General features: G+C 32.2%; 17 protein-coding genes. 9 read left to right on the top strand and 8 right to left on the bottom strand.

Features of this window, described 5'->3' with window-relative positions; genetic code table 11:
- Positions 1-223 precede the first annotated feature (223 nt).
- The 7 genes from BM319_RS18495 to addA all read left to right on the top strand — a co-directional run bounded on the left by BM319_RS18495 (position 224) and on the right by addA (position 12,903).
- Positions 224-1,687 (top strand): flavin monoamine oxidase family protein, encoded by a 1,464-nt coding sequence (locus BM319_RS18495; protein WP_353615547.1) that lies wholly within the window; start codon positions 224-226, stop codon positions 1,685-1,687.
- Positions 1,688-2,004: 317 nt separating this feature from the next.
- Positions 2,005-2,637 (top strand): LysE family translocator, encoded by a 633-nt coding sequence (locus BM319_RS18490; RefSeq protein ID WP_069032947.1) that lies wholly within the window; start codon positions 2,005-2,007, stop codon positions 2,635-2,637.
- A 336-nt stretch (positions 2,638-2,973) separates the two neighbouring features.
- Entirely contained in the window at positions 2,974-3,537 is a 564-nt protein-coding gene (locus BM319_RS18485) for a GNAT family N-acetyltransferase (protein ID WP_091024045.1), read from the top strand.
- A gap of 810 nt (positions 3,538-4,347) precedes the next feature.
- Positions 4,348-4,989: a TVP38/TMEM64 family protein gene (locus BM319_RS18475; protein ID WP_069032950.1), complete on the top strand. Its 642-nt coding sequence runs from the start codon at positions 4,348-4,350 to the stop codon at positions 4,987-4,989.
- Positions 4,990-5,022: 33 nt separating this feature from the next.
- Positions 5,023-5,574: a signal peptidase I gene (lepB, locus tag BM319_RS18470; RefSeq protein WP_069032951.1), complete on the top strand. Its 552-nt coding sequence runs from the start codon at positions 5,023-5,025 to the stop codon at positions 5,572-5,574.
- Positions 5,575-5,666: 92 nt separating this feature from the next.
- Positions 5,667-9,173 carry a helicase-exonuclease AddAB subunit AddB gene (addB, locus tag BM319_RS18465; RefSeq protein WP_091024043.1) on the top strand — a complete coding sequence of 1,169 codons (3,507 nt, stop codon included), beginning with the start codon at positions 5,667-5,669 and terminating at the stop codon, positions 9,171-9,173.
- The gene (gene addA, locus BM319_RS18460; RefSeq protein WP_091024041.1) at positions 9,166-12,903 is read left to right on the top strand and encodes a helicase-exonuclease AddAB subunit AddA; all 3,738 of its coding nucleotides are present in this window, start codon (positions 9,166-9,168) and stop codon (positions 12,901-12,903) included. Before addB ends, addA begins: the two co-directional genes overlap by 8 nt.
- Positions 12,904-12,939: 36 nt before the next feature.
- On the opposite strand, the gene BM319_RS18455 is transcribed toward addA, so the two are convergent.
- The 7 genes from BM319_RS18455 to BM319_RS18425 all read right to left on the bottom strand — a co-directional run bounded on the left by BM319_RS18455 (position 12,940) and on the right by BM319_RS18425 (position 15,432).
- The gene (locus BM319_RS18455) at positions 12,940-13,155 is read right to left on the bottom strand and encodes a spore germination protein (RefSeq protein ID WP_069032954.1); all 216 of its coding nucleotides are present in this window, start codon (positions 13,153-13,155) and stop codon (positions 12,940-12,942) included.
- Positions 13,156-13,171: 16 nt separating this feature from the next.
- Entirely contained in the window at positions 13,172-13,813 is a 642-nt protein-coding gene (locus BM319_RS18450) for a spore germination protein GerPE (RefSeq protein WP_091024039.1), read from the bottom strand.
- Complete coding sequence (locus tag BM319_RS18445) at positions 13,813-13,989, bottom strand: spore germination protein GerPD (RefSeq protein WP_069032956.1); 177 nt, start codon at positions 13,987-13,989, stop codon at positions 13,813-13,815. Before BM319_RS18445 ends, BM319_RS18450 begins: the two co-directional genes overlap by 1 nt.
- Positions 13,986-14,597, bottom strand: coding sequence for a spore germination protein GerPC (gerPC, locus tag BM319_RS18440; protein ID WP_069032957.1), 612 nt, complete (start codon positions 14,595-14,597; stop codon positions 13,986-13,988). Before gerPC ends, BM319_RS18445 begins: the two co-directional genes overlap by 4 nt.
- A gap of 37 nt (positions 14,598-14,634) precedes the next feature.
- The gene (locus BM319_RS18435; protein ID WP_069032958.1) at positions 14,635-14,832 is read right to left on the bottom strand and encodes a spore germination protein GerPB; all 198 of its coding nucleotides are present in this window, start codon (positions 14,830-14,832) and stop codon (positions 14,635-14,637) included.
- 13 nt (positions 14,833-14,845) lie between these two features.
- Complete coding sequence (locus BM319_RS18430) at positions 14,846-15,067, bottom strand: spore germination protein (protein WP_069032959.1); 222 nt, start codon at positions 15,065-15,067, stop codon at positions 14,846-14,848.
- A gap of 209 nt (positions 15,068-15,276) precedes the next feature.
- Positions 15,277-15,432 (bottom strand): aspartyl-phosphate phosphatase Spo0E family protein, encoded by a 156-nt coding sequence (locus tag BM319_RS18425; RefSeq protein WP_088012099.1) that lies wholly within the window; start codon positions 15,430-15,432, stop codon positions 15,277-15,279.
- Positions 15,433-15,896: 464 nt separating this feature from the next.
- Here BM319_RS18425 and BM319_RS18420 point away from each other — a divergent pair, with 464 nt between their 5' ends.
- A complete protein-coding gene (locus BM319_RS18420; RefSeq protein ID WP_091024037.1) occupies positions 15,897-16,271 on the top strand; it encodes a DUF1516 family protein in 375 nt (124 codons plus the stop codon).
- Positions 16,272-16,312: 41 nt separating this feature from the next.
- On the opposite strand, the gene BM319_RS18415 is transcribed toward BM319_RS18420, so the two are convergent.
- The gene (locus BM319_RS18415) at positions 16,313-16,876 is read right to left on the bottom strand and encodes a DUF2777 family protein (RefSeq protein ID WP_069032961.1); all 564 of its coding nucleotides are present in this window, start codon (positions 16,874-16,876) and stop codon (positions 16,313-16,315) included.
- A 436-nt stretch (positions 16,877-17,312) separates the two neighbouring features.
- Here BM319_RS18415 and asnB point away from each other — a divergent pair, with 436 nt between their 5' ends.
- On the top strand, positions 17,313-19,160 hold the full coding sequence (asnB, locus tag BM319_RS18410) for an asparagine synthase (glutamine-hydrolyzing) (protein WP_069032962.1): 1,848 nt from the start codon (positions 17,313-17,315) through the stop codon (positions 19,158-19,160).
- Positions 19,161-19,300: the final 140 nt, after the last annotated feature.

Below are 19,300 nucleotides of genomic sequence, written 5' to 3'. Positions count from 1 at the left end.
TTGCAGAATTTATTAAATATCCTTGTTCAATAACAATGCATTAGTTGTACAAAAAGAGTTGCTTCGGCAACTCTTTTTTATTGCACTAAATGTCAGGTTAGTTCAATAAGTTTTTACTTTTAATTTGTATCTTAATTAAATTAATCACAGTCAACATTCTACTTCAACTTGAAATCGAATAACATTTTATTGATAGTTATTTTTTGCAAGGAGGGGGATATCTTTGATTCAAAAATTACTTCTTTCAAAGGATCAAATGATATACATAATTCAAAATGGTTTGCAAAAAACTAATTCACCAAAACATGTAACTATTATAGGGGCAGGAATATCTGGCTTAGTAGCTGCCTCACTCTTAAAAGAAGCTGGACATCAAGTTACTATTATAGAAGCAAATAACAGAATAGGGGGGAGAATTTACACAAAAAGGGAACCTTTTATTAATCATGAATATATAGATCTTGGTGCAATGCGGATACCTTCTTTTCACTATTTAGTTTTTGAATATATAAAAAAATTCAATTTACAAGTAAATGAATTTATTAATAGTACTCCTAATGATCTAATTTTCATTAATAATGTATTAACAGATGAAAAAAATTATAAAACAAATCCAGACCAATTAAAGTTTAATGTCTCCCCAAGTGAAAAAGGAAAAACAGCAACAGAGTTACTATTATTAGCAGTTGGTCCAGTAATTGATTTTATAAATCAAAATCCTGAAAAAAATTGGGAAATAGTTATTAATATGTATGATCATTATTCAATGTATAACTTTTTAAAATATAATCCTGTTGGTGAATCATTATCAATTGAAGCAATCAACTTTATAGAAACAATGGTTGGATTAGAAGGGTTTGTTGAACTTGCATTTACTGCAATATTAAGAGAAGTTTTAGTACTTCTAACAAAGGATTTAAAACTTTATGAAATTACAGGAGGCACAGATTATCTTATTAATGGGTTTTTACCACAACTAAAAGATAATATTATTTCGAATCAAAGAGTGAAAAAAATTATACAAAATGAATCAAACGTAACGATCTATTCAGAAAATTATATACTTAATACTGAGCATCGCCTTACAAGCGATTTTGTAATTTCAACAATTCCTTACACTTTATTGAATTTCGTAGAGTTACTTCCCTATGAGTCTGTTTCATATAATAAGCGGAAAGTCATAAGACAGATACATTATGCAAATTCAACTAAAATAGGTCTTCAGTTTAAAACGAGATTTTGGGAAAAATATGGATTAAATGGTGGGAAAATAACTACTGATCTACCAATCAAGTTTGCGTATTTTCCTAGTCATGGTCAAGAAGCGTCAGACAACACAGGGATCATATTAGCTAGCTACACATGGGAAGACGATTCTAGTATCTGGGATAATATGACACAAGCAGAACGGATTAAAATTGCTTTGAATGATCTCTCACAAATATTTGGAAATGTGGTGTTTTCAGAGTTTTTAATTGGATATTCACATAATTGGTCTCAATTTCCTTTTTCTGGAGGAGCTTTTGTCATGTATAAACCCGACCAATTAAAAGAATTTGGTCAATATATTGGTACACCAGAAGGGAGAATTCATTTCGCGGGATCACATTCTTCTACTACACCAGGTTGGATTCAAGGTGCGATTGAAGCAGGAGTTAGAACAGCTTATGAAGTTAATAATAGGTAAATTTTTTAAACATTAAAGGATGATTTCCCCTAAAAGGTTATCTTTTATTTACTTTTAGTGGAATTATTTTTAAAAAAATTACCAATATTTAATCATCATTATTCAACTACCATGGGAGTACGAAATAAACTACCATTCACTGTTGTGAATCTGAGGATTCATGGATGGCTAACGCAGTGCGTTAGTTCAATAAACAAATCAGAAGTTTTTCCTTTTTATTTTGAAATTACCACAAAATAGAAAAAAATAGTTTCAAAATCATACATGATACTGTAATATCGATAAGGGCACCTTAAAAAAAGAAAGGGTGCATAAAAGTGTATGGTATTATTCATTTCGAAGTATTTTTAATAACAGGAATTTTGTTAAATTTAATTCCAGGTGCAGATACGATGTATATCGTAGGTCGAAGTATTTCTCAAGGGAGAAAAGCAGGAGTATTTTCCGTTTTAGGAATCATTTCAGGCTCATTAATTCATACGCTTTTGGTTGCGTTTGGATTATCCCTTATACTATTAAAATCTGTTTTCTTATTTAATACGATTAAGATTTTAGGTGTTATCTATTTGGTATACTTAGGGATACGTATGCTACTAGATAAATCAAATGCTGCGTTTCGAACAGCCGAAGTTGATAAATTAAATATATCCAAAGTATATGTGCAAGGTATTTTAACGAGCCTAACAAATCCCAAAGTATCTTTATTTTTTCTTTCGTTCCTTCCACAATTCATCGATACAAAGGCTTCTGGTCCGATTCCTTTTCTGATCTTAGGACTGACTTTTACAGCAACAGGGTTGTTATGGTGTTTATTTGTTGCTTATTTTTCTTCTTATGTAACAAAGAAACTAAGAGGAAACCAGAAAATTGGAAGGGTTTTAAACAAAGTAACTGGAATAATCTTTATTGGCATGGGGATTAAGCTACTTCAAATAAAAGCTCCTAACTAAACTTATTAAATACCTGATGCCCCCTAAAATATATGAGTTTATGTCGAATAAAAATATAAAGAATTCCTTCAGAAACGATATCTGAAGGAATTTTTTCATATTTGTTATGCAACTAGATGGCTGCTTCGGTAGCCTATTTATTTTACCAACTGGTAGTTTAGTTCTCAATATTAAAAGGATTTCTAGGTGATTAATTGAATATATATTTATTATTAACCAATTTTTGGAAGATAAGATTTACTGTATTACTGTATATCAAGTAAAAGATTACTTCGTTGTAAGAATATGTTGTAATACCGGATATACCTGGCATGCATTTTCGAGAGGGGAAATTATATGAATCCTATTTTATTAGATGTTCCGTTACAAATAGAAACAGACAGATTAATTCTTCGAGCACCACTTCAGGCTGGTGAAGGGAATGTAGTAAACCAAGCTATTAAGGATTCAATTAGCGAGTTAAAGCAATGGTTGCAATTATTCCAGTCAATTCCTACTGTTGAAGAAACGGAAATTCTCCTTAGAAATGCCCATATAGATTTTTTGAAAAGAGAAAGCTTTCGCTATCTTATCTATCATAAGGATACTAACGATTTTATTGGAACTGCTAGTCTTCACGGAATTAATTGGAAGGTTTCTAAATGTGAAATTGGATACTGGATTAACACGCAATTTAGTGGCAATGGGTATATGACAGAAGTAGTAAGTGAGTTAATAAACCTTGGTTTTCAACTATTCAAATTTAGAAGGGTTGAAATACGATGTGAATCTAAAAACACTAAAAGTCGTTCGATCCCTGAAAAACTAGGTTTTGAGCTTGAAGGGATATTACGTAATGAAGATCTTTCAGCTGACGGTAAAAATCTAGTTGATACTTGTATCTATGCAAAGGTAAATTAGACTTAATTTTTAAAATCCCCTGCACAACTATTACAGCGATATTTAGATAAGAGTTCCTAGAGGTTGTCTATTTGATAGCCTTTTTTAATTTCAAAAATCAACATTTTAATTTAACAGAGCCAATAAGAAAAATAATTAATGATGAAATTATCATTTTTCTGGATGATCTTTTCATGGTTTTAAATGTTAATATGTTCGAGCAATTTTATGATTCCAATAACACTAGACATGTTTTTTTCAGAAGTTAAAAAATTATGAGCTTAATCTTAGAAAAACAAATTCATTTGATTAATTTAGTTTAATGTTCGATATTAATTGAACTACAAACTGATTAATAAAAACTGCTAGATTACTCTAAGTAAAGGCTATTTGATTAGGATTTATTGCATACTTTTTTTGATGAAAAAGTTGATTGGAATGGAGGGGTGCTCGACTCCTATTGGATTAGCGGGAAGGCTAAAGAATCTCGCCCCATGGAAAGTGAGCATCCTGTAATGGAAATCAACATCACTCTACTCCTTTTACGAAAATTTGGTAATTTAATTGACAAAGTTGTTTTTCAACAGCGTGAAACTACTTTTCAATTTAGTGAAGTAGTTTTTTTATTTATTCAAAGATAGTTTATTAGAATTTCATTAAGCATCATTAGGAACAAATTAGTAAAAAAAAATTATAAGATAATCAGTCAAATTATTACAAAAAATACTAGTTAGAATCATTTATTATTATTGAATAAATAGTTATATGTGATAATGTTAACAGTAAGGATATCTATTTAGAAATACGGCTTAAGGAGAGATTCATATTTAAATGAACGTTTTTGACTTAAAGGCTTTTTTTACAGAAGAACATTTTTTACATCTCATTCAACAATACAAAGATTATGGTCCATTAGTTGGAATATCAATCCCTTTTATTGAAGCAATTTGTCCAATTTTACCTTTGGTCATTTTTGTATTTGCTAATGCTGCAGCATTTGGTCCTTTATTAGGCTTTTTATATTCATGGATTGGTTCTTGCTTAGGTTCCATTTTACTATTCTATGTTGTTAGAAAATTTGGTCAGAAACGATTTTTTTCATTTGTAAGTAAGCATAAGAAAGTAGAATCATCAATAGGGTGGATTGAAAAAAGAGGATTTGGTCCAATTTTTATTATGTTTGCATTTCCGTTTTCACCATCTTTTTTAATAAATATAGTAGCAGGTTTGTCACGTATTAAAATATCGCAATTCCTAATCGCATTAGTACTTGGAAAGTTTACTATGATCGCGATGATTAGTTATTTAGGGAAAGATTTAACTTCAGTGTTTCAAAAACCGATAAAAGCATTGTACATAGGAATTTTTATATTCGTATTATGGATTGTTGGAAAAGTGATTGAGAAACGTATGGACATCAAAGAAAAAACAACAGAGAAAAAGAGTTCGTCTCAATCATCTGATGAGCAATAGATCATTTGACTCAGGGAGGGTGAGAGCAACTTTATGCTAAGAAAAGAAGTATTTGACTGGGGAAAAGCGATCATTATTGGGATCGCAATTGCTTTTATTGTAAGAACGTTCTTATTTTCTACATATGTAGTTGATGGAGAATCTATGATGCCAACTTTAAAGGATGGAAACTTACTAGTTATAAATAAATTTGGATATGAAATTGGTGATATTAACAGATTTGACGTAATTGTATTCCATGCAAATAAGCAAGAAGATTATGTTAAACGTGTCATAGGTTTACCTGGAGATTCAATTGAATATAAAGATGATCAGCTTTATATTAACGATAAAAAATGGAATGAACCATATTTAAATGATTACAAGAGTTCTTTAAAAGGAACACCTTTTACAGCTGATTTTAATTTAAACGAAGTTACAGGTAAAACGAAAGTTCCACCAGGCTATGTTTTTGTTGAAGGGGACAATCGACCAAAAAGTTATGACAGTCGTTTGTTTGGATTTGTAAAAATTGATAAAATTGTAGGGAAGGTCGACCTACTTTATTGGCCACTTTCAAGTTTGAATACGAATTTTAACAAATAAGCTCCTTATGGGGGCTTTTCTTATTAGGTACACATTTAACCATTATTTACTAAATAATAACCATTATTCTAATACATTAAGGAGGAGGATATATGTCGTTTCAATTTATATTAGGGCGTGCAGGAAGTGGAAAAACGCATCACATTTTAAATGAAATTACGGATAGATTAAAGAATGAAACAAAAAATATCATCTTTATTGTACCTGACCAAATGACCTTTCAAATGGAATATGAATTAGTTAAAAGGCAGGAAAAAAAAGCAATTATTAATTCCCAAGTTTTTAGTTTTACTCGATTAGCTTGGAAGGTTTTACAAGAAACAGGTGGAATCAGTCGGATTCATATTGGCGAAATTGGAATTTCTATGATTCTTCGAAAGATTATTGAGGAAAAGAAAGAAGAATTGAAAGTTTTTCATCACGTTGCTGATCGACAAGGATTCTATAAGGAACTAACGGGCCTTATTGCAGAGTTTAAAGGTTTTCAAGTTTCTTCAGATGAATTATCATCCGTTATTTTACAAATGGAGCAAGATTCCTCAAAGGATCATATCTTTATTCAACAAAAGATAAATGATATTCAAATAGTGTTTGATGCTTTTAATACATATATGAAAGATAAGTATCTTGATTCAGAAGACTATTTAAATTTGTTGATTCAAGAATTACCTAAAAGTGATTATATAAAAGACAGTATTATATATATTGATGGATATTATGACTTGGCACCTCAAGAGCGAAATGTAGTTGAGGAGCTAATGAGATATTGTAGTGAGGTAAATTTCTCTCTAACAATCGACCGGCCATATGATGATTTTTTACCGCATGAATTAAATTTATTTTATAAACCAGCGCTTTTATATCAACAAATTAAAGAGATTGCTTTAAATACGAAGCAAACAATAGAGCAACCTGTTATTTGTCATCATAATTTTAGAAATCAATCGAATGATTTGAAGTATTTCGAAACGAATTTTGATAGCAGACCAGTTAAGCCTTCGTTTGAATCTGATGGAATTAAGATTATGTCGGCATCTAATCGTCGAGCCGAAGTAAATGGGATTGCGAAAGATATTATTAATAAGGTGCGTGATCAAGGATATCGATATCGAGATATAGCCATTTTCTTAAGAAATGGAGATTCATATTCACATTTGATTTCAACTATTTTTCATGCGTACCAAATACCCATTTTCATAGAAGAAAAGCGTTCAATGCTAACGCATCCATTATTTACGTTTTTACAAGCTACTTTTGATATCATTCAAAAGAATTGGAGATATGAATCGGTTTTCAATGCTTATAAAACGGAGCTAGTTTATCCATTTGAAAGCAATCGTGATAAGAATCGTGAACAGCTCGAGTTATTTGAGAATTATTGCATAGCGTATGGTAAGCAAGGAAAAAGGTGGACGATTGAAGAGCCATGGAAGTATCGAAAGTATCGCTCAACTGAAGGTATTGATCGAGGAATCACAAATGAGGAGTTAGAGTTCGAAGCATTAATCAATTCAGTAAGAGATTTATTAGTAAAGCCAATTCTTACATTTCAAAGCAATCTGAAGCAAGCTAAAAATGCGAGAGAAATGTGTGTAGCCTTGTTTGAATTTGTTGAATCGCTAGATATTTCAAGGAAGCTTCAACGTTTAAAGGATGATGCTGAAAATCGATCCAATTTAATTGAAAGCAAAGATCATGAGCAAGTTTGGAAAGGGTTTATTCAGCTTTTAGATGAATGCGTTGAATTAATTGGAGAAGAAAAACTGTCACGTAAAACATTTTTTGAAATTCTTCAAACTGGTTTTCAATCACTTGAATTTGCGAATGTTCCGGCATCATTAGATCAAGTTAACATAGCTGATTTTGATCATTCAAGACTACAAAATGTAAAGTGTGCTTATATCATTGGTGTAAATGAAGGGGTTATTCCAAGGAAGGCTAGTGAAGACGGACTATTAGGCGATACTGCCCGAGAGTTTTTACAATCATTTGGTGTGGAAGTAGCACCAACAAGTAAGCACCAATTATTTGTTGAAAATTTTAATATCTATACTGGAATTAATCGTGCAAGTCATGAGTTAATCATTAGTTATCCATTAACAAGTGATGATGGAAAAAGTCTTGCCCCATCAAGTCTCATTCAAAGGATAAAATCGATTTTTCCAAATATACATCAAAGATTTGAAAGTGGAGACTTAACTTTTAGTTCTGTAGAAGAACAGTTAACATCTATTACAAATTATGGTACAGCTTTAACGAATTTAGTATCTCAGCTTCAAGTTTGGTCGACTAGGGAAACTGAAACGAATATGGATTTATGGTGGACGCTTTATAATGTTTTAAGAGAAAACTCTGATTCAAAAGATAAACTGTATAAAGTAATAAGTAGCGTAATGTATAACAATGTCGCGAAAGATCTTGGAGAAGATTTAAGTACAGAATTATATGGGGAAGAATTGAGTGGATCGGTATCACGAATTGAGCTTTTCCATCAATGCGCATATGCCCATTTTGCACGATATGGTCTTAAGCTTCAAGAACGTGAAATTTATAAGTTTGAATCATTTGATATGGGTCAATTATTCCACAGTGCTTTAACAATTATTGGAGAGAATCTTTTACAGACCGGTAAAAGCTGGAGTAGTTTAACGAATTCAGAATGTGATGAATTAGCAGCAAAAGTAGTTGATGAAATCTCTCCAAAGTTTCAACGTGAGATTTTGCTAAGTACGAATCGATATATGTTTTTAAAGAAAAAAATGAAGGATGTTATTGCGAAAGTATCCTCAATTTTAAGTCAACAAGAGCATGCAGGTAAATTCGTTCCTATTGCTTTAGAAGTACCATTTGGTATGGGGAAACAGTTAAATTCTTATGAACTTCCGATTGATGGGAAGAGAAGAATGGTATTAAATGGCCGAATTGACCGAATTGATAAAGCAACAAGTGAAAAAGGCGATTACTTACGAATTTTGGATTATAAATCAACGAAAAAGGAATTAAAATTATCAGATGTATACTACGGACTTGCTTTACAGTTACTAACATATTTAGATATAGCTGTAGCAAATTCAACAACATTACTTGGAAAACACGCGGACCCGGCTGGTATTCTTTATTTCCATGTTCAAAATCCGATTGTTAAAGTGAAAAATAATATCGAATTTGATGAAATTCAGGATGAAATCTTTAAAAAGTTTAAAATGAATGGATTACTTTTAGAAGATCGTGAAAGTAATACGTTAATGGATGAAGCATTAATTCAAGACGGAAGCACTTCAAAAATTGTGCCGATTAGGCTTAAAAAAACCGGAGAATACATGGCAAAGTATTCAAAAACGGTAAAGCCTGAACAATACCCAATGATGACGAATTATATAAAGCAAAAATTTACTGAAGCTGGTCAGAAAATATACAACGGTTTTGTAGAAGCAAATCCATATCAGCAAAAGGATAAAATACCATGTACATATTGCTCGTACCAATCAGTATGTCAATTTGATGCGAATGTAAAAGGAAATGAATATCGTGTTCTACCTCCTTTAGAAGATAGCGAAGCATTACAAAAAATGATCGAGGTGGTGAATAAAGATGAGTAAAGAAGAAAATAACGCAAGTAAAACAACATGGACAGTCGACCAGCAAAAAGCGATTGATTTCGAAGGGTCAGATATTCTTGTAGCCGCTGCTGCTGGTTCTGGAAAGACGGCTGTTCTTGTTGAACGGATTATTCAAAAAATCATTCGTGATGAAAATCCAATAAATGTCGATGAATTACTTGTTGTTACTTTTACAAAAGCAAGTGCCCAGGAAATGAAAGAAAGGATTGGGATTGCATTAGAGAAACAACTTGTAAATAATCCTGAATCTGATCATTTAAGGAAACAAGCTTCTTTGTTAAATAAGGCTTCAATCTCAACTATTCACTCTTTTTGTACTGAAGTCATTCGATCAAATTACTATATGGTAGAGTTGGATCCAAACTTCCGTACTGCAGAAGAAATTGAGATTCAATTACTGATGGATGAAGTGTTAGAAGAGTTGATGGAGTCAGAATACAGTGATGAATCTAATTTAGTCTTCTTTGATTTAGTTGATCGATATACTAGTGATCGAGATGATAATGATTTACCGAAATTAATATTAAAGCTATATCGTCATGCAATTTCGAACCCAAACCCTAGTGAGTTTTTAAATGCATTCATTCACCAATATAATGTAGTCGGTAAACCAGTTGATGAGATCCCTTTTATTCAAGAACTTAAGAAATTTATTCAAGATGATTTGTTTGCTTGTATTAACACTTATAAACAAGCATTGGATATAATAGATAGCCCTGATGGCCCAATTAAATATGTTGATGTTTTTAAAGAGGAGTATGGTAATTTAGAATGTTTATTCCATGCCTCAGAAAAATCATGGGAAGAAATTAATGTTGGTCTACAAAAAATAGTATTTAATCGATTGCCCACTATTAAAAAGACAGAGGGTGATCAACAGAAAAAGGAACTAGTAGCGAATTTCCGAAAAGATGTTAAAAAGAAGATTGATGATATAAGAGACAAGTATTTTAATCGAAGCATTGACGTTCAATTAAAACAAATAAGTGAATTAAAGCCCCTAGTTGAAAAGTTAATTGAACTTGTTAATCGTTTCATCGTATTATTTAAAGAAGCAAAATTAGAAAATGGAATTTTAGATTTCAATGATTTAGAACACTATGCACTTGAAATTTTAAAGGAAAAAGACGAAAAAGAATTAGTACCTTCATCGGTTGCAAGAGTTTATCAAGAAAAGTTTAACGAAGTGTTAGTAGATGAATACCAAGATACGAACTATGTACAAGAATCGATTTTAAGATTAATCACAAAAGGTACGGGAGTTTCTGGTAATCTTTTTATGGTTGGTGATGTTAAGCAATCAATCTATCGCTTTCGATTAGCAGAACCACAACTATTTATTAATAAATACAATTTATATGAAAAAGAGAAAAATGAAAGAACTGGTTTAAGAGTTGATCTTTCTAAAAACTTTAGAAGTAGAGCGGAAGTATTAGATGCAACCAATTTTATTTTTCAACAAATTATGGGAAGAGAAATTGGTGGAATTGAGTATGATGAAGATGCGATGTTAAAGCTAGGTGCGAGCTATCCTGAATACTCAGATTGCGCTGCTGAATTAATCTTATTAACGAATTCGGATGAAGAAGAAAATGAGCCTGAGTTCAGTGAACAAGAAGATGATGATCTTGTAGAAGAAAAGCTTGAACAAATTGAGGCAAGGTACGTAGCGAGAAGAATTAAGGATTTAGTTGAAAGTGAATATTTAGTAACGGAAAAGACTGGAGAAATGAGACCAGTAAAATATAATGATATTGCTATTTTAGGTCGTTCATTATCGAATGCTGATTTGTATATAGAAGAATGCAAAGCGTTAGGTATACCGCTATATGCTGAGAAATCTAAGGACTTATTTCAAACAATTGAAGTGGCCGTCTTTTTAAACTTATTAAAGCTAATCGATAATACGATTCAAGATATTCCACTTGCATCTGTCCTACGTTCTCCTATTGTAGGACTTTCGGAACCGGAATTAACGATGATTAGACTTAATCATAAAAATGGTTCATTTTACGATGCATGTCAAGATTATCTAAATAATTATGAAAACCGTCATAAACAGCTTTCAATTAAATTAGTAAATTTCTTTGAACAAATAAAGGAATGGAAACGACTCGTTAAAAGGGAGACACTTTCAATCTTTATTTGGAAGGTATTAAAGGAATCTACATACTATGACTTTGTCGGAGGTTTACCAGGTGGTAAACAAAGGCAAGCAAATTTAATTACGATATTTGATCGTGCTAAAGCATTAGAAGAATCAAATTATAGAAGTCTATTTCAGTTTTTAAGATTTTTAGATCGTATGCAAGAAAGAGAAGAAAAGCTAGATGAGGTTCGTATTTTAAGTGATCAAGAAAATGTCGTTCAAATGATGACAATCCATAAAAGTAAGGGATTAGAGTTTCCTGTCGTGTTTGTCGTGAATACATCTAAGCAATTTAATATGCAGGATTTAAGAGCAAAATTCATTTTACAAAAGGAATTAGGTTTGGGTATGAATTTTGTACATCCTGCTTATCGTACGACTAATACAACCCTTTTGAAGGAAACAATCAAGCGCAAGGAACATGAAGAGTTAATTTCCGAAGAGTTACGAATTCTTTATGTTGCATTAACTCGTGCAAGAGAAAAACTTATTTTAGTAGGTAAAGTAAATGATGCACAAAAAATGATTGAAAGTTGGAAGAAAGTTGAAAACCATAAAGAATGGCTACTGCCATTAAACATGATTAGTGGTGCTAAAAGTTATCTTGATTGGATTGGTCCTTCGATCATTCGGCACGATTCTAGTAATGCAATTAGACTCGAAGATGATTTGTGGCACACAGAAAATGAAATTCAGTTTTACCCATGTCGCTGGAATTATTCTATTGTAGATGCTTCTACAATTCAATCATTGGAAGCTGAAGAAGTAGAAAATGATAAAGTAGAAGTATTTCAAGCTTTCCAGTCAAAGGAACCGATTCAAATTAAAAATGGTGAGCTTCATGAAAAACTAGAAAATCAATTAAACTGGCAATATCATCATACACAATCAACTCTATACCGACCAAAACAATCTGTTACAGAATTAAAAAGAAAAATGCAAGAGGAAGATCCATATAGTCAAAGTTTTACAGCGACTAAAACAAAAGATTTTCCACTTGAAAGACCGAAATTTATGTCAGAACAAAAAATGAACTCAGCTGAAAAAGGAACTGCTACCCATGCTGTTATGCAAAATTTAGATTATCAATTTGTCTCATCTCATGAAGACATCATAGATCAGATAAATAGTATGGTTTTAAAAGAATTAATTACCCAAGAGCAAGGGAAAGCTGTAAATAGCTTGGAGATTTTTGAATTCTGTCAATCACAGCTTGGTCAATTAGTGGTAAACTCAAATCAAAATCTTCGAGAAGTACCATTTAGTTATGGTGTTTCAACAAATGAAATTTATAAAGATTGGGAAGATGAAGAGGAAGTTGTATTAATCCAAGGGATCATTGACTTACTTTTAATTGATGGAGAAGAGGTTATATTAATTGATTATAAAACCGATCGAACTGGTGCATTTGCAACAAAAGATGCCTTGAAGCAAGAAGCAATTAGAAGATATGGTGTTCAACTCGATCTTTATTCAAAGGCAATTGAAGCGGGGATGGATAAAATGGTTAAAGCTAAATATCTCTACTTTTTCGATGGTGGTCATATTATAGAGTTATAGGAAAAAGCGATGCATCTGCATCGCTTTTTTTGTGATTTATAGAGTCGCTACTTCATTTTGATCTACTAAATCAGCATCTAACGTATTAGTTGCACTTGCACCGTTTATTGTTGCCGGTAGAAACCCAGTATTACCTGAGCCCGAGCCAAAATATGATTTTGTTTGCGTTTTTGGTGAGATATTATTAAGATCTCCTGTATTTATATTTCCTTCATTGCTTGTGATGACAATTGCTCCAAGAAATGTTGGCATGAAATATTCTCCTTTCTTAATCGTTAATTTTTGGTTCTGATATTTCTTCTTTTTGTCTTGTTACTACAGGTACTGAAGGCACGCTTGGTACTACTGTGTGTACTGGAACTACAGGTGCTACAGGGACTACAGTGTGTGGCGTTACAACTGGCGAAACTGGTTGAACAAGTACATCCTGATGAAGGGGTTGCATAGGCTGCGTCATCATTGGCTGTATTAGTTGAGAAAAAGTCGGTTGGGCATGAAAGCCTGGAGTTTGGTAATGTATTGTAGGTGTTGAAATAAAATGTCGTATTTGATGTACTCGGGATAACATTGTGGCATCATGAACTGAGCCGATAACGGAAGCGCTGGCTGAGCTTATACCATTATAATTGATTGAACCAACTTGGATTGTTGGATTAAGATTTACTCGATTTAAATTTACAGTAGGAACATCTAGAAGATGTTTTGGAGTGATTTTAAAAATTGGATATATTTCAAAAATATCTCTGTTAAAATCAGCAAACACATTTCCTTCTTCTTGAAGTGCAAGAGCGTTTGACTCTGCATTCATTGAAAATACATCCCCAAACTGTAAAATGCTCGAAAATAGTACAGTATTTACATCATATCTTTCTACTGCGGCTAAACGAAATCTTGGATCAATTTTAAACATTAACTTACAGATAAAGGTACAAATGGTCCAATAATTAATGATTCTGGTGGTGTGTCAAAAATAGAAGATAGTGAAATATTATGAGCATCACCAACCAAAAATAATGATGAAGATGAAATGGCTGTAAATTTTATTTCATCAACCTGTAAATTGCAATTTGTTACATTTAAATTCATCCTTTATTCTCCTTTCCAATATTATGTGGTAAGTTTTGTAAAAAGGCACTATAGGCAGTTCGAATATCTCTTAACATGTGTAAAACGACTTCTTCAGAATATCGTAGTGGATTATCAGCGAAGTTTGGTTTATTTTTATATAAATCAATATAGTAAGGAATCCTAATATCCATTTGATTTCGTATATCATCAATCATCATTTGACGATAATAATCATCTACAGCAACTCTAAGCTCTGTTTCTAATTGGAGGATCGTTTCTAATGCTTCTTCCTTTAAATGGAAGTTAATTCTTTCTTCTATATATGATTTCAAAGCTTTCATATTATTGTCTGGTTTAATATCAATTTGCTGGTTTTCTACAGTTAAATCATCAAATGTAGGGGCTTGAAGTGGATTCAGCCCTATTGTTAAGGTGCCATTTAAATTTTCAACTTTTAATTGGTCAAATTTATATTCAATTTTATCAATTTTTGTCTCAGGTCTTTTAGAAAGTTCAAGAACAGTAGCCTCAAGCTGAACTACTTTCGCTTTTAATTGTTCTATTATTTGGGACTGCTCATATAGTAATTGCTCAATTTGAGTCTGTCTTATTTCTAGTTGATTCATAGAATTCCCTCGCTTTCAATTTGCTACAGGAATAAAATTATGTTTGTTGCGAGGTGTGAACGATTTGACCTGGTTCAGTAATTGGTGGTGCTGCCTCTAAATAATCTCCAGTATTATTCGTTATCGTTTTTGCATTTATATTTCCTGTTGTTCCAATTTGAAAAACAGATGAGTTTACGATCCCACCGGTTTTAAGCTGATTAATAATAATAGTTTGATGTATATATATATTCAAACGACACCCTCCTTTACATGTTGCCAACCATTGGTTGATCGACTTGGTCTTGATCATATACGGTCGAAATACTTTTATTGTTATAAACTGTTACATTATCACCAGTATTAAACGAACCAGCACCGGCGTACGTTTGAGCACTACTTTTAGGTATGATATTATATGCATCACCCACGTTAACTACAGCGCTACTACCGATACTGACGATATTTATTACTCCAACATAAGCAGGCATGACTGTACACCCTTTGTTCTTTTTATGATTATGTATTATATGGCCATTTAACCTAAAACGTGATTGTAGACTATGTATTGTTAAGAAGTATTAATTTTTATAATAGGAAGAAAAGGGTGAAAGGGAAAATAAAAGAGATGAGATATCTATTTCTATAACCCAAAAAAAATACTAGCAGCAATTAGCATAAACTAATCGCAAGCTAGCTATTAGGCTCTCCTTTTAGAAGAGGTAAAGGTCGAGATCATATTCATTAGCCTGTCCAATTCCTGGCTACATAAAACTGTTTTCTTGTTCGTAAAGCCATATCGTCCCGCATAATATACCATTCGGGCCCTTTTTTTCTCTATAACATGAAGCAGCAATTTAGTCACCAACTTTGTTCAAGAATAGGGAATTATGTCTAGGTCTCACGATGTATGTAATGCTATTATACAAAATCATTTTCATATGAGAAGACATTCGCTAAAAGAAGTGTAAAACTTACAAAATACTACAATATTCATCTGCATTCCATCTTGGAATAGTGGAAATTGAAAGGTTTTTGTAGGATAAACTATACGGAGTGTCGAATTGTAAGGAGCTATAGATGATATTGAATTTATTTTCGACAGTAGATTACAATCCTAGATTAATATAATTTATGATTTTTAAAAATGAATATTAAGTCATGCTTTCGAAAACGGTTAATGGGTATAAAATCACAGCTTATATTTTGAACAATTTGTGAATTTTTTAAAATCTTTTCCATTTCCATTTCATCTACATTTTTCCTTATTCAAGCACTTATGTTATGATTATTTAGAATATATAATTGGGAGGAAATGAAATGATTCACTTACATATTACATCGTGGGTAATCGCTATTATTTTAGCTTTAACTGTTGGGCACGGATACAAAAATGGTTGGAATGTGAAAGTTGCCCATATGATTTTACGTCTTTTATACTTTGTTATTTTAGGAACTGGACTGTATTTATTTATTCACATTTCAAATAAAGAAAATATGCCGTCTAATATGATGATGCTTTATAACGTAAAAATGACACTTGGTATTCTTATGTTAGGTGTGTTTGAATATTTCACAGTGTCTTCTAAGAAACACCGTAAAATGGTTGTTCCTGCAACTATTTTTATAGTATTTATTTTAGCTTTATTATATTTAGGATTTAGATTACCACAAGGTTTTCACTTCTTTGCTTAATAAAAAACTGTCACAAATTTCTTGTGACAGTTTTTTTGTATTTATGAAAGTTGAGTTAATAGGTAGCGATTACCTGTTGCTTTCGTAAGTTCAAATCGATGGTTTTGTTCTTCAGATGAAATTCTAAATTGGTGATATACTGAACAAACAAGTTCTCCATTATCAAATACGATGAAATTTACTCCTTCTGAAGGTGAACCTTCAGGCTGAAATGAAAGGAAGTTGTGACAGTACAAGCAATCGTATAAGGAAAAACTATGCGTATTTAGTAGGTACGCTAAAGTATAAAATGATTCATCGGTCAAATTTTTTAATAGTGAATCGAAGCTATATAAAAGCTTTCTTTGAATACGAAGGATATCGCCATTTTGTAATTTTTTCTTTCTGGAATACTGAATAAGAAAATTACCATTTTTTAAAGAAGCAGGAACCCACTCTTCATTTATAGAAACTTCAAAATCTTCATCGATAAGATCCTCAAGTAAAAATGCCTCATCAGTTTCATCATCGAAAAAGACCCATTCATCATTTATCTCTTCAATTGCTCCAATAGTAAAAGCGCGAGGTTGCTTTTGAAATAATTGTGATCGGTGCTTAAATTGCATTAAGTAACCTCCAGTTACAAGCGTTCTGCTGTTCATTGTTAAATTACATAGGTTCAAGTGAAAAGTAGTGATTCGGACATTTTATTGAATCATAAAATTAAGTATCTAATAGAATCTTTTTTCGTTCGAACCTTTTTTTGAATCTCGAATATTGTTTAAATGGATTAAAAATTTTACTCTATTTTCCGACCGGTATTAGGATTTATAAATCATAATAGCTGCGTTTATTTCGATTTTAATAAAGCTGCTACTTTTTTCATTTATTGACATAACTTAACTATTTTATAACTATGCAAAAATTAAAAAAACGTATGGACAAATATTGATAAGTTACAAACTTTTTTTGAGGATTAACGCACCTATTTTTAAAAACAATAATACGATATAGAATTAACTTTAGTTTTATAGGGAAATAGCCCAGAAAGGAGAAAAAAACATGTGCGGTATAACTGGGTGGGCAGATTTTCAAAAGGACTTATCCAATGTAAATTCAATGACAAAAAAAATGGCTGAAACATTGTCTAAACGAGGTCCAGATGATACGAATATTTGGACGTCGAATCATTGTAGTTTTGGCCACAAAAGATTAGTTGTAGTTGATCCAGTAGGTGGAAAACAACCGATGCGTAAAACGAAAGGTAACTTCACGTATACGCTTTGCTACAATGGCGAGTTATATAATACTGAAGATATTAGAAAAGAACTTTTAAAGAGAGGCTACACGTTCCAAGGGCATTCAGATACTGAGGTTCTACTAACAAGCTATATTGAGTGGAAGGAAGCATGTGTAGACAAATTTAATGGAATATTTGCCTTTGCAATCTGGGATGAAGAAAAGGAAAGTCTATTCATTGCAAGAGACCGTTTAGGAGTTAAACCTTTATTTTATAAAGAGGACTATAAAAGATTATTATTCGCTTCAGAAGTAAAGGCAATTTTAGCAAATCCTGGGGTAAAGGCTGAATTAACTGAAGAAGGGCTCTCAGAAGTATTTGGACTTGGTCCATCCCGTACGCCTGGAAATGGTGTTTTTGATGGAATTAAAGAACTCCGTGGTGGTCATGCTATGACATTCTCAAGAAATGGACTTAAAATATGGAAATATTGGGATGTTAAAAGCGATATACACACAGATTCAGTTGATGAAACGATTGAAAAAGTACGTTTTTATGTTGAAGATGCAATCGTAAGGCAATTAGTTTCCGATGTGCCTTTATGTACGTTTTTATCAGGTGGAGTGGATTCTAGTACGATTACAGCAATCGCTGCTAATCATTACGCTAAAGAAGGAAAAGGACAATTAACCACATATTCAATCGATTATGAGGAAAATGATAAATATTTTACTTCAAGTGTATTCCAACCAAATTCAGATGCACCTTGGATTGAGTTAATGTCCTCAACATTTAACACAAATCATCAAAGATGTGTTATTACAAACGAAGAACTGGTTCAATATTTAGATGAGGCTACAGAGTGTCGTGATCTTCCAGGAATGGCGGATGTCGATTCTTCATTATTATGGTTTTGTCAAAAAATTAAACAGAACTTTGTAGTAGGTTTATCAGGAGAATGTGCTGATGAAATTTTTGGTGGATATCCTTGGTTTCACCGAGAAGATGACTTGAATAGACCAGCGTTTCCTTGGATGAGATCAACAGAACTCCGTCAAAAGCTTTTAAAAGACGAATGGAGTAAGAAGTTGAATTTAGCTCAGTACGTTCAAGATCGATACAACGAGACTGTAAAAGAAACGCCAATCCTTGAAGGAGAAAGTCCATTAGAAGCTAAAAGAAGACAACTGTTTTATTTAAATCGTCAATGGTTTATGTCGCAACTGTTAGATCGAAAAGATCGGATGAGTATGGGAGCGAGCCTTGAAGTGCGTGTTCCTTTTGCAGATCACCGACTTGTGGAATATGTATGGAATATCCCTTGGGAGCTTAAAATGTATGGGGATCGCGAAAAAGGTATCCTAAGAAAATCACTTGAAGGTTTGTTACCAGATGATATCTTATACCGCAAAAAAAGCCCTTATCCAAAAACGCATAACCCGGTATATACAAAATTAGTGGTTCAAAAATTAAAAGAAGCTTTAAAAGATAAAAGCTCAGCTCTTTATGAGTTTCTTGATAAAGAGCAATTAAATGCTTTAGTTGAAAGTGAAGGAAAAGCATTTCAAGTTCCATGGTACGGACAATTAATGTCTGGACCTCAGCTATTAGCTCATTTATATCAAATTCATGTTTGGTTTAAAAAATTCAATATTAATGTGAAAGCTTAAATTATTGGGGTGATCTTTTTCACCTCTTTTTTGTATGTTTAAATAAAGTAGCTAGAGGAGAGGGGGAACTGCAAATAAATCGGAGTTAAAACCATGCAATCGCAAATAAAAGATGGGAATCGCAAATAAAATCTTGGAAT

The sequence above is a fragment of the Bacillus sp. UNCCL81 genome, from assembly GCF_900112535.1.
Lineage (GTDB): Bacteria > Bacillota > Bacilli > Bacillales > Bacillaceae_G > Gottfriedia > Gottfriedia luciferensis_B.
The sequence above is the reverse complement of the archived record's forward strand: the minus strand, read 5'-3'. Positions and strand labels throughout refer to the sequence as shown.

Coding starts and splice junctions, on each gene's coding strand:
- BM319_RS18485 (WP_091024045.1), top strand. CDS start 2,974: ATGAATCCTATTTTATTAGATGTTCCGTTACAAATAGAAACAGACAGA.
- BM319_RS18475 (WP_069032950.1), top strand. CDS start 4,348: ATGAACGTTTTTGACTTAAAGGCTTTTTTTACAGAAGAACATTTTTTA.
- lepB (WP_069032951.1), top strand. CDS start 5,023: ATGCTAAGAAAAGAAGTATTTGACTGGGGAAAAGCGATCATTATTGGG.
- addB (WP_091024043.1), top strand. CDS start 5,667: ATGTCGTTTCAATTTATATTAGGGCGTGCAGGAAGTGGAAAAACGCAT.
- addA (WP_091024041.1), top strand. CDS start 9,166: ATGAGTAAAGAAGAAAATAACGCAAGTAAAACAACATGGACAGTCGAC.
- BM319_RS18455 (WP_069032954.1), bottom strand. CDS start 13,155: ATGCCAACATTTCTTGGAGCAATTGTCATCACAAGCAATGAAGGAAAT.
- BM319_RS18450 (WP_091024039.1), bottom strand. CDS start 13,813: ATGTTTAAAATTGATCCAAGATTTCGTTTAGCCGCAGTAGAAAGATAT.
- BM319_RS18445 (WP_069032956.1), bottom strand. CDS start 13,989: ATGAATTTAAATGTAACAAATTGCAATTTACAGGTTGATGAAATAAAA.
- gerPC (WP_069032957.1), bottom strand. CDS start 14,597: ATGAATCAACTAGAAATAAGACAGACTCAAATTGAGCAATTACTATAT.
- BM319_RS18430 (WP_069032959.1), bottom strand. CDS start 15,067: ATGCCTGCTTATGTTGGAGTAATAAATATCGTCAGTATCGGTAGTAGC.
- BM319_RS18420 (WP_091024037.1), top strand. CDS start 15,897: ATGATTCACTTACATATTACATCGTGGGTAATCGCTATTATTTTAGCT.
- BM319_RS18415 (WP_069032961.1), bottom strand. CDS start 16,876: ATGCAATTTAAGCACCGATCACAATTATTTCAAAAGCAACCTCGCGCT.
- asnB (WP_069032962.1), top strand. CDS start 17,313: ATGTGCGGTATAACTGGGTGGGCAGATTTTCAAAAGGACTTATCCAAT.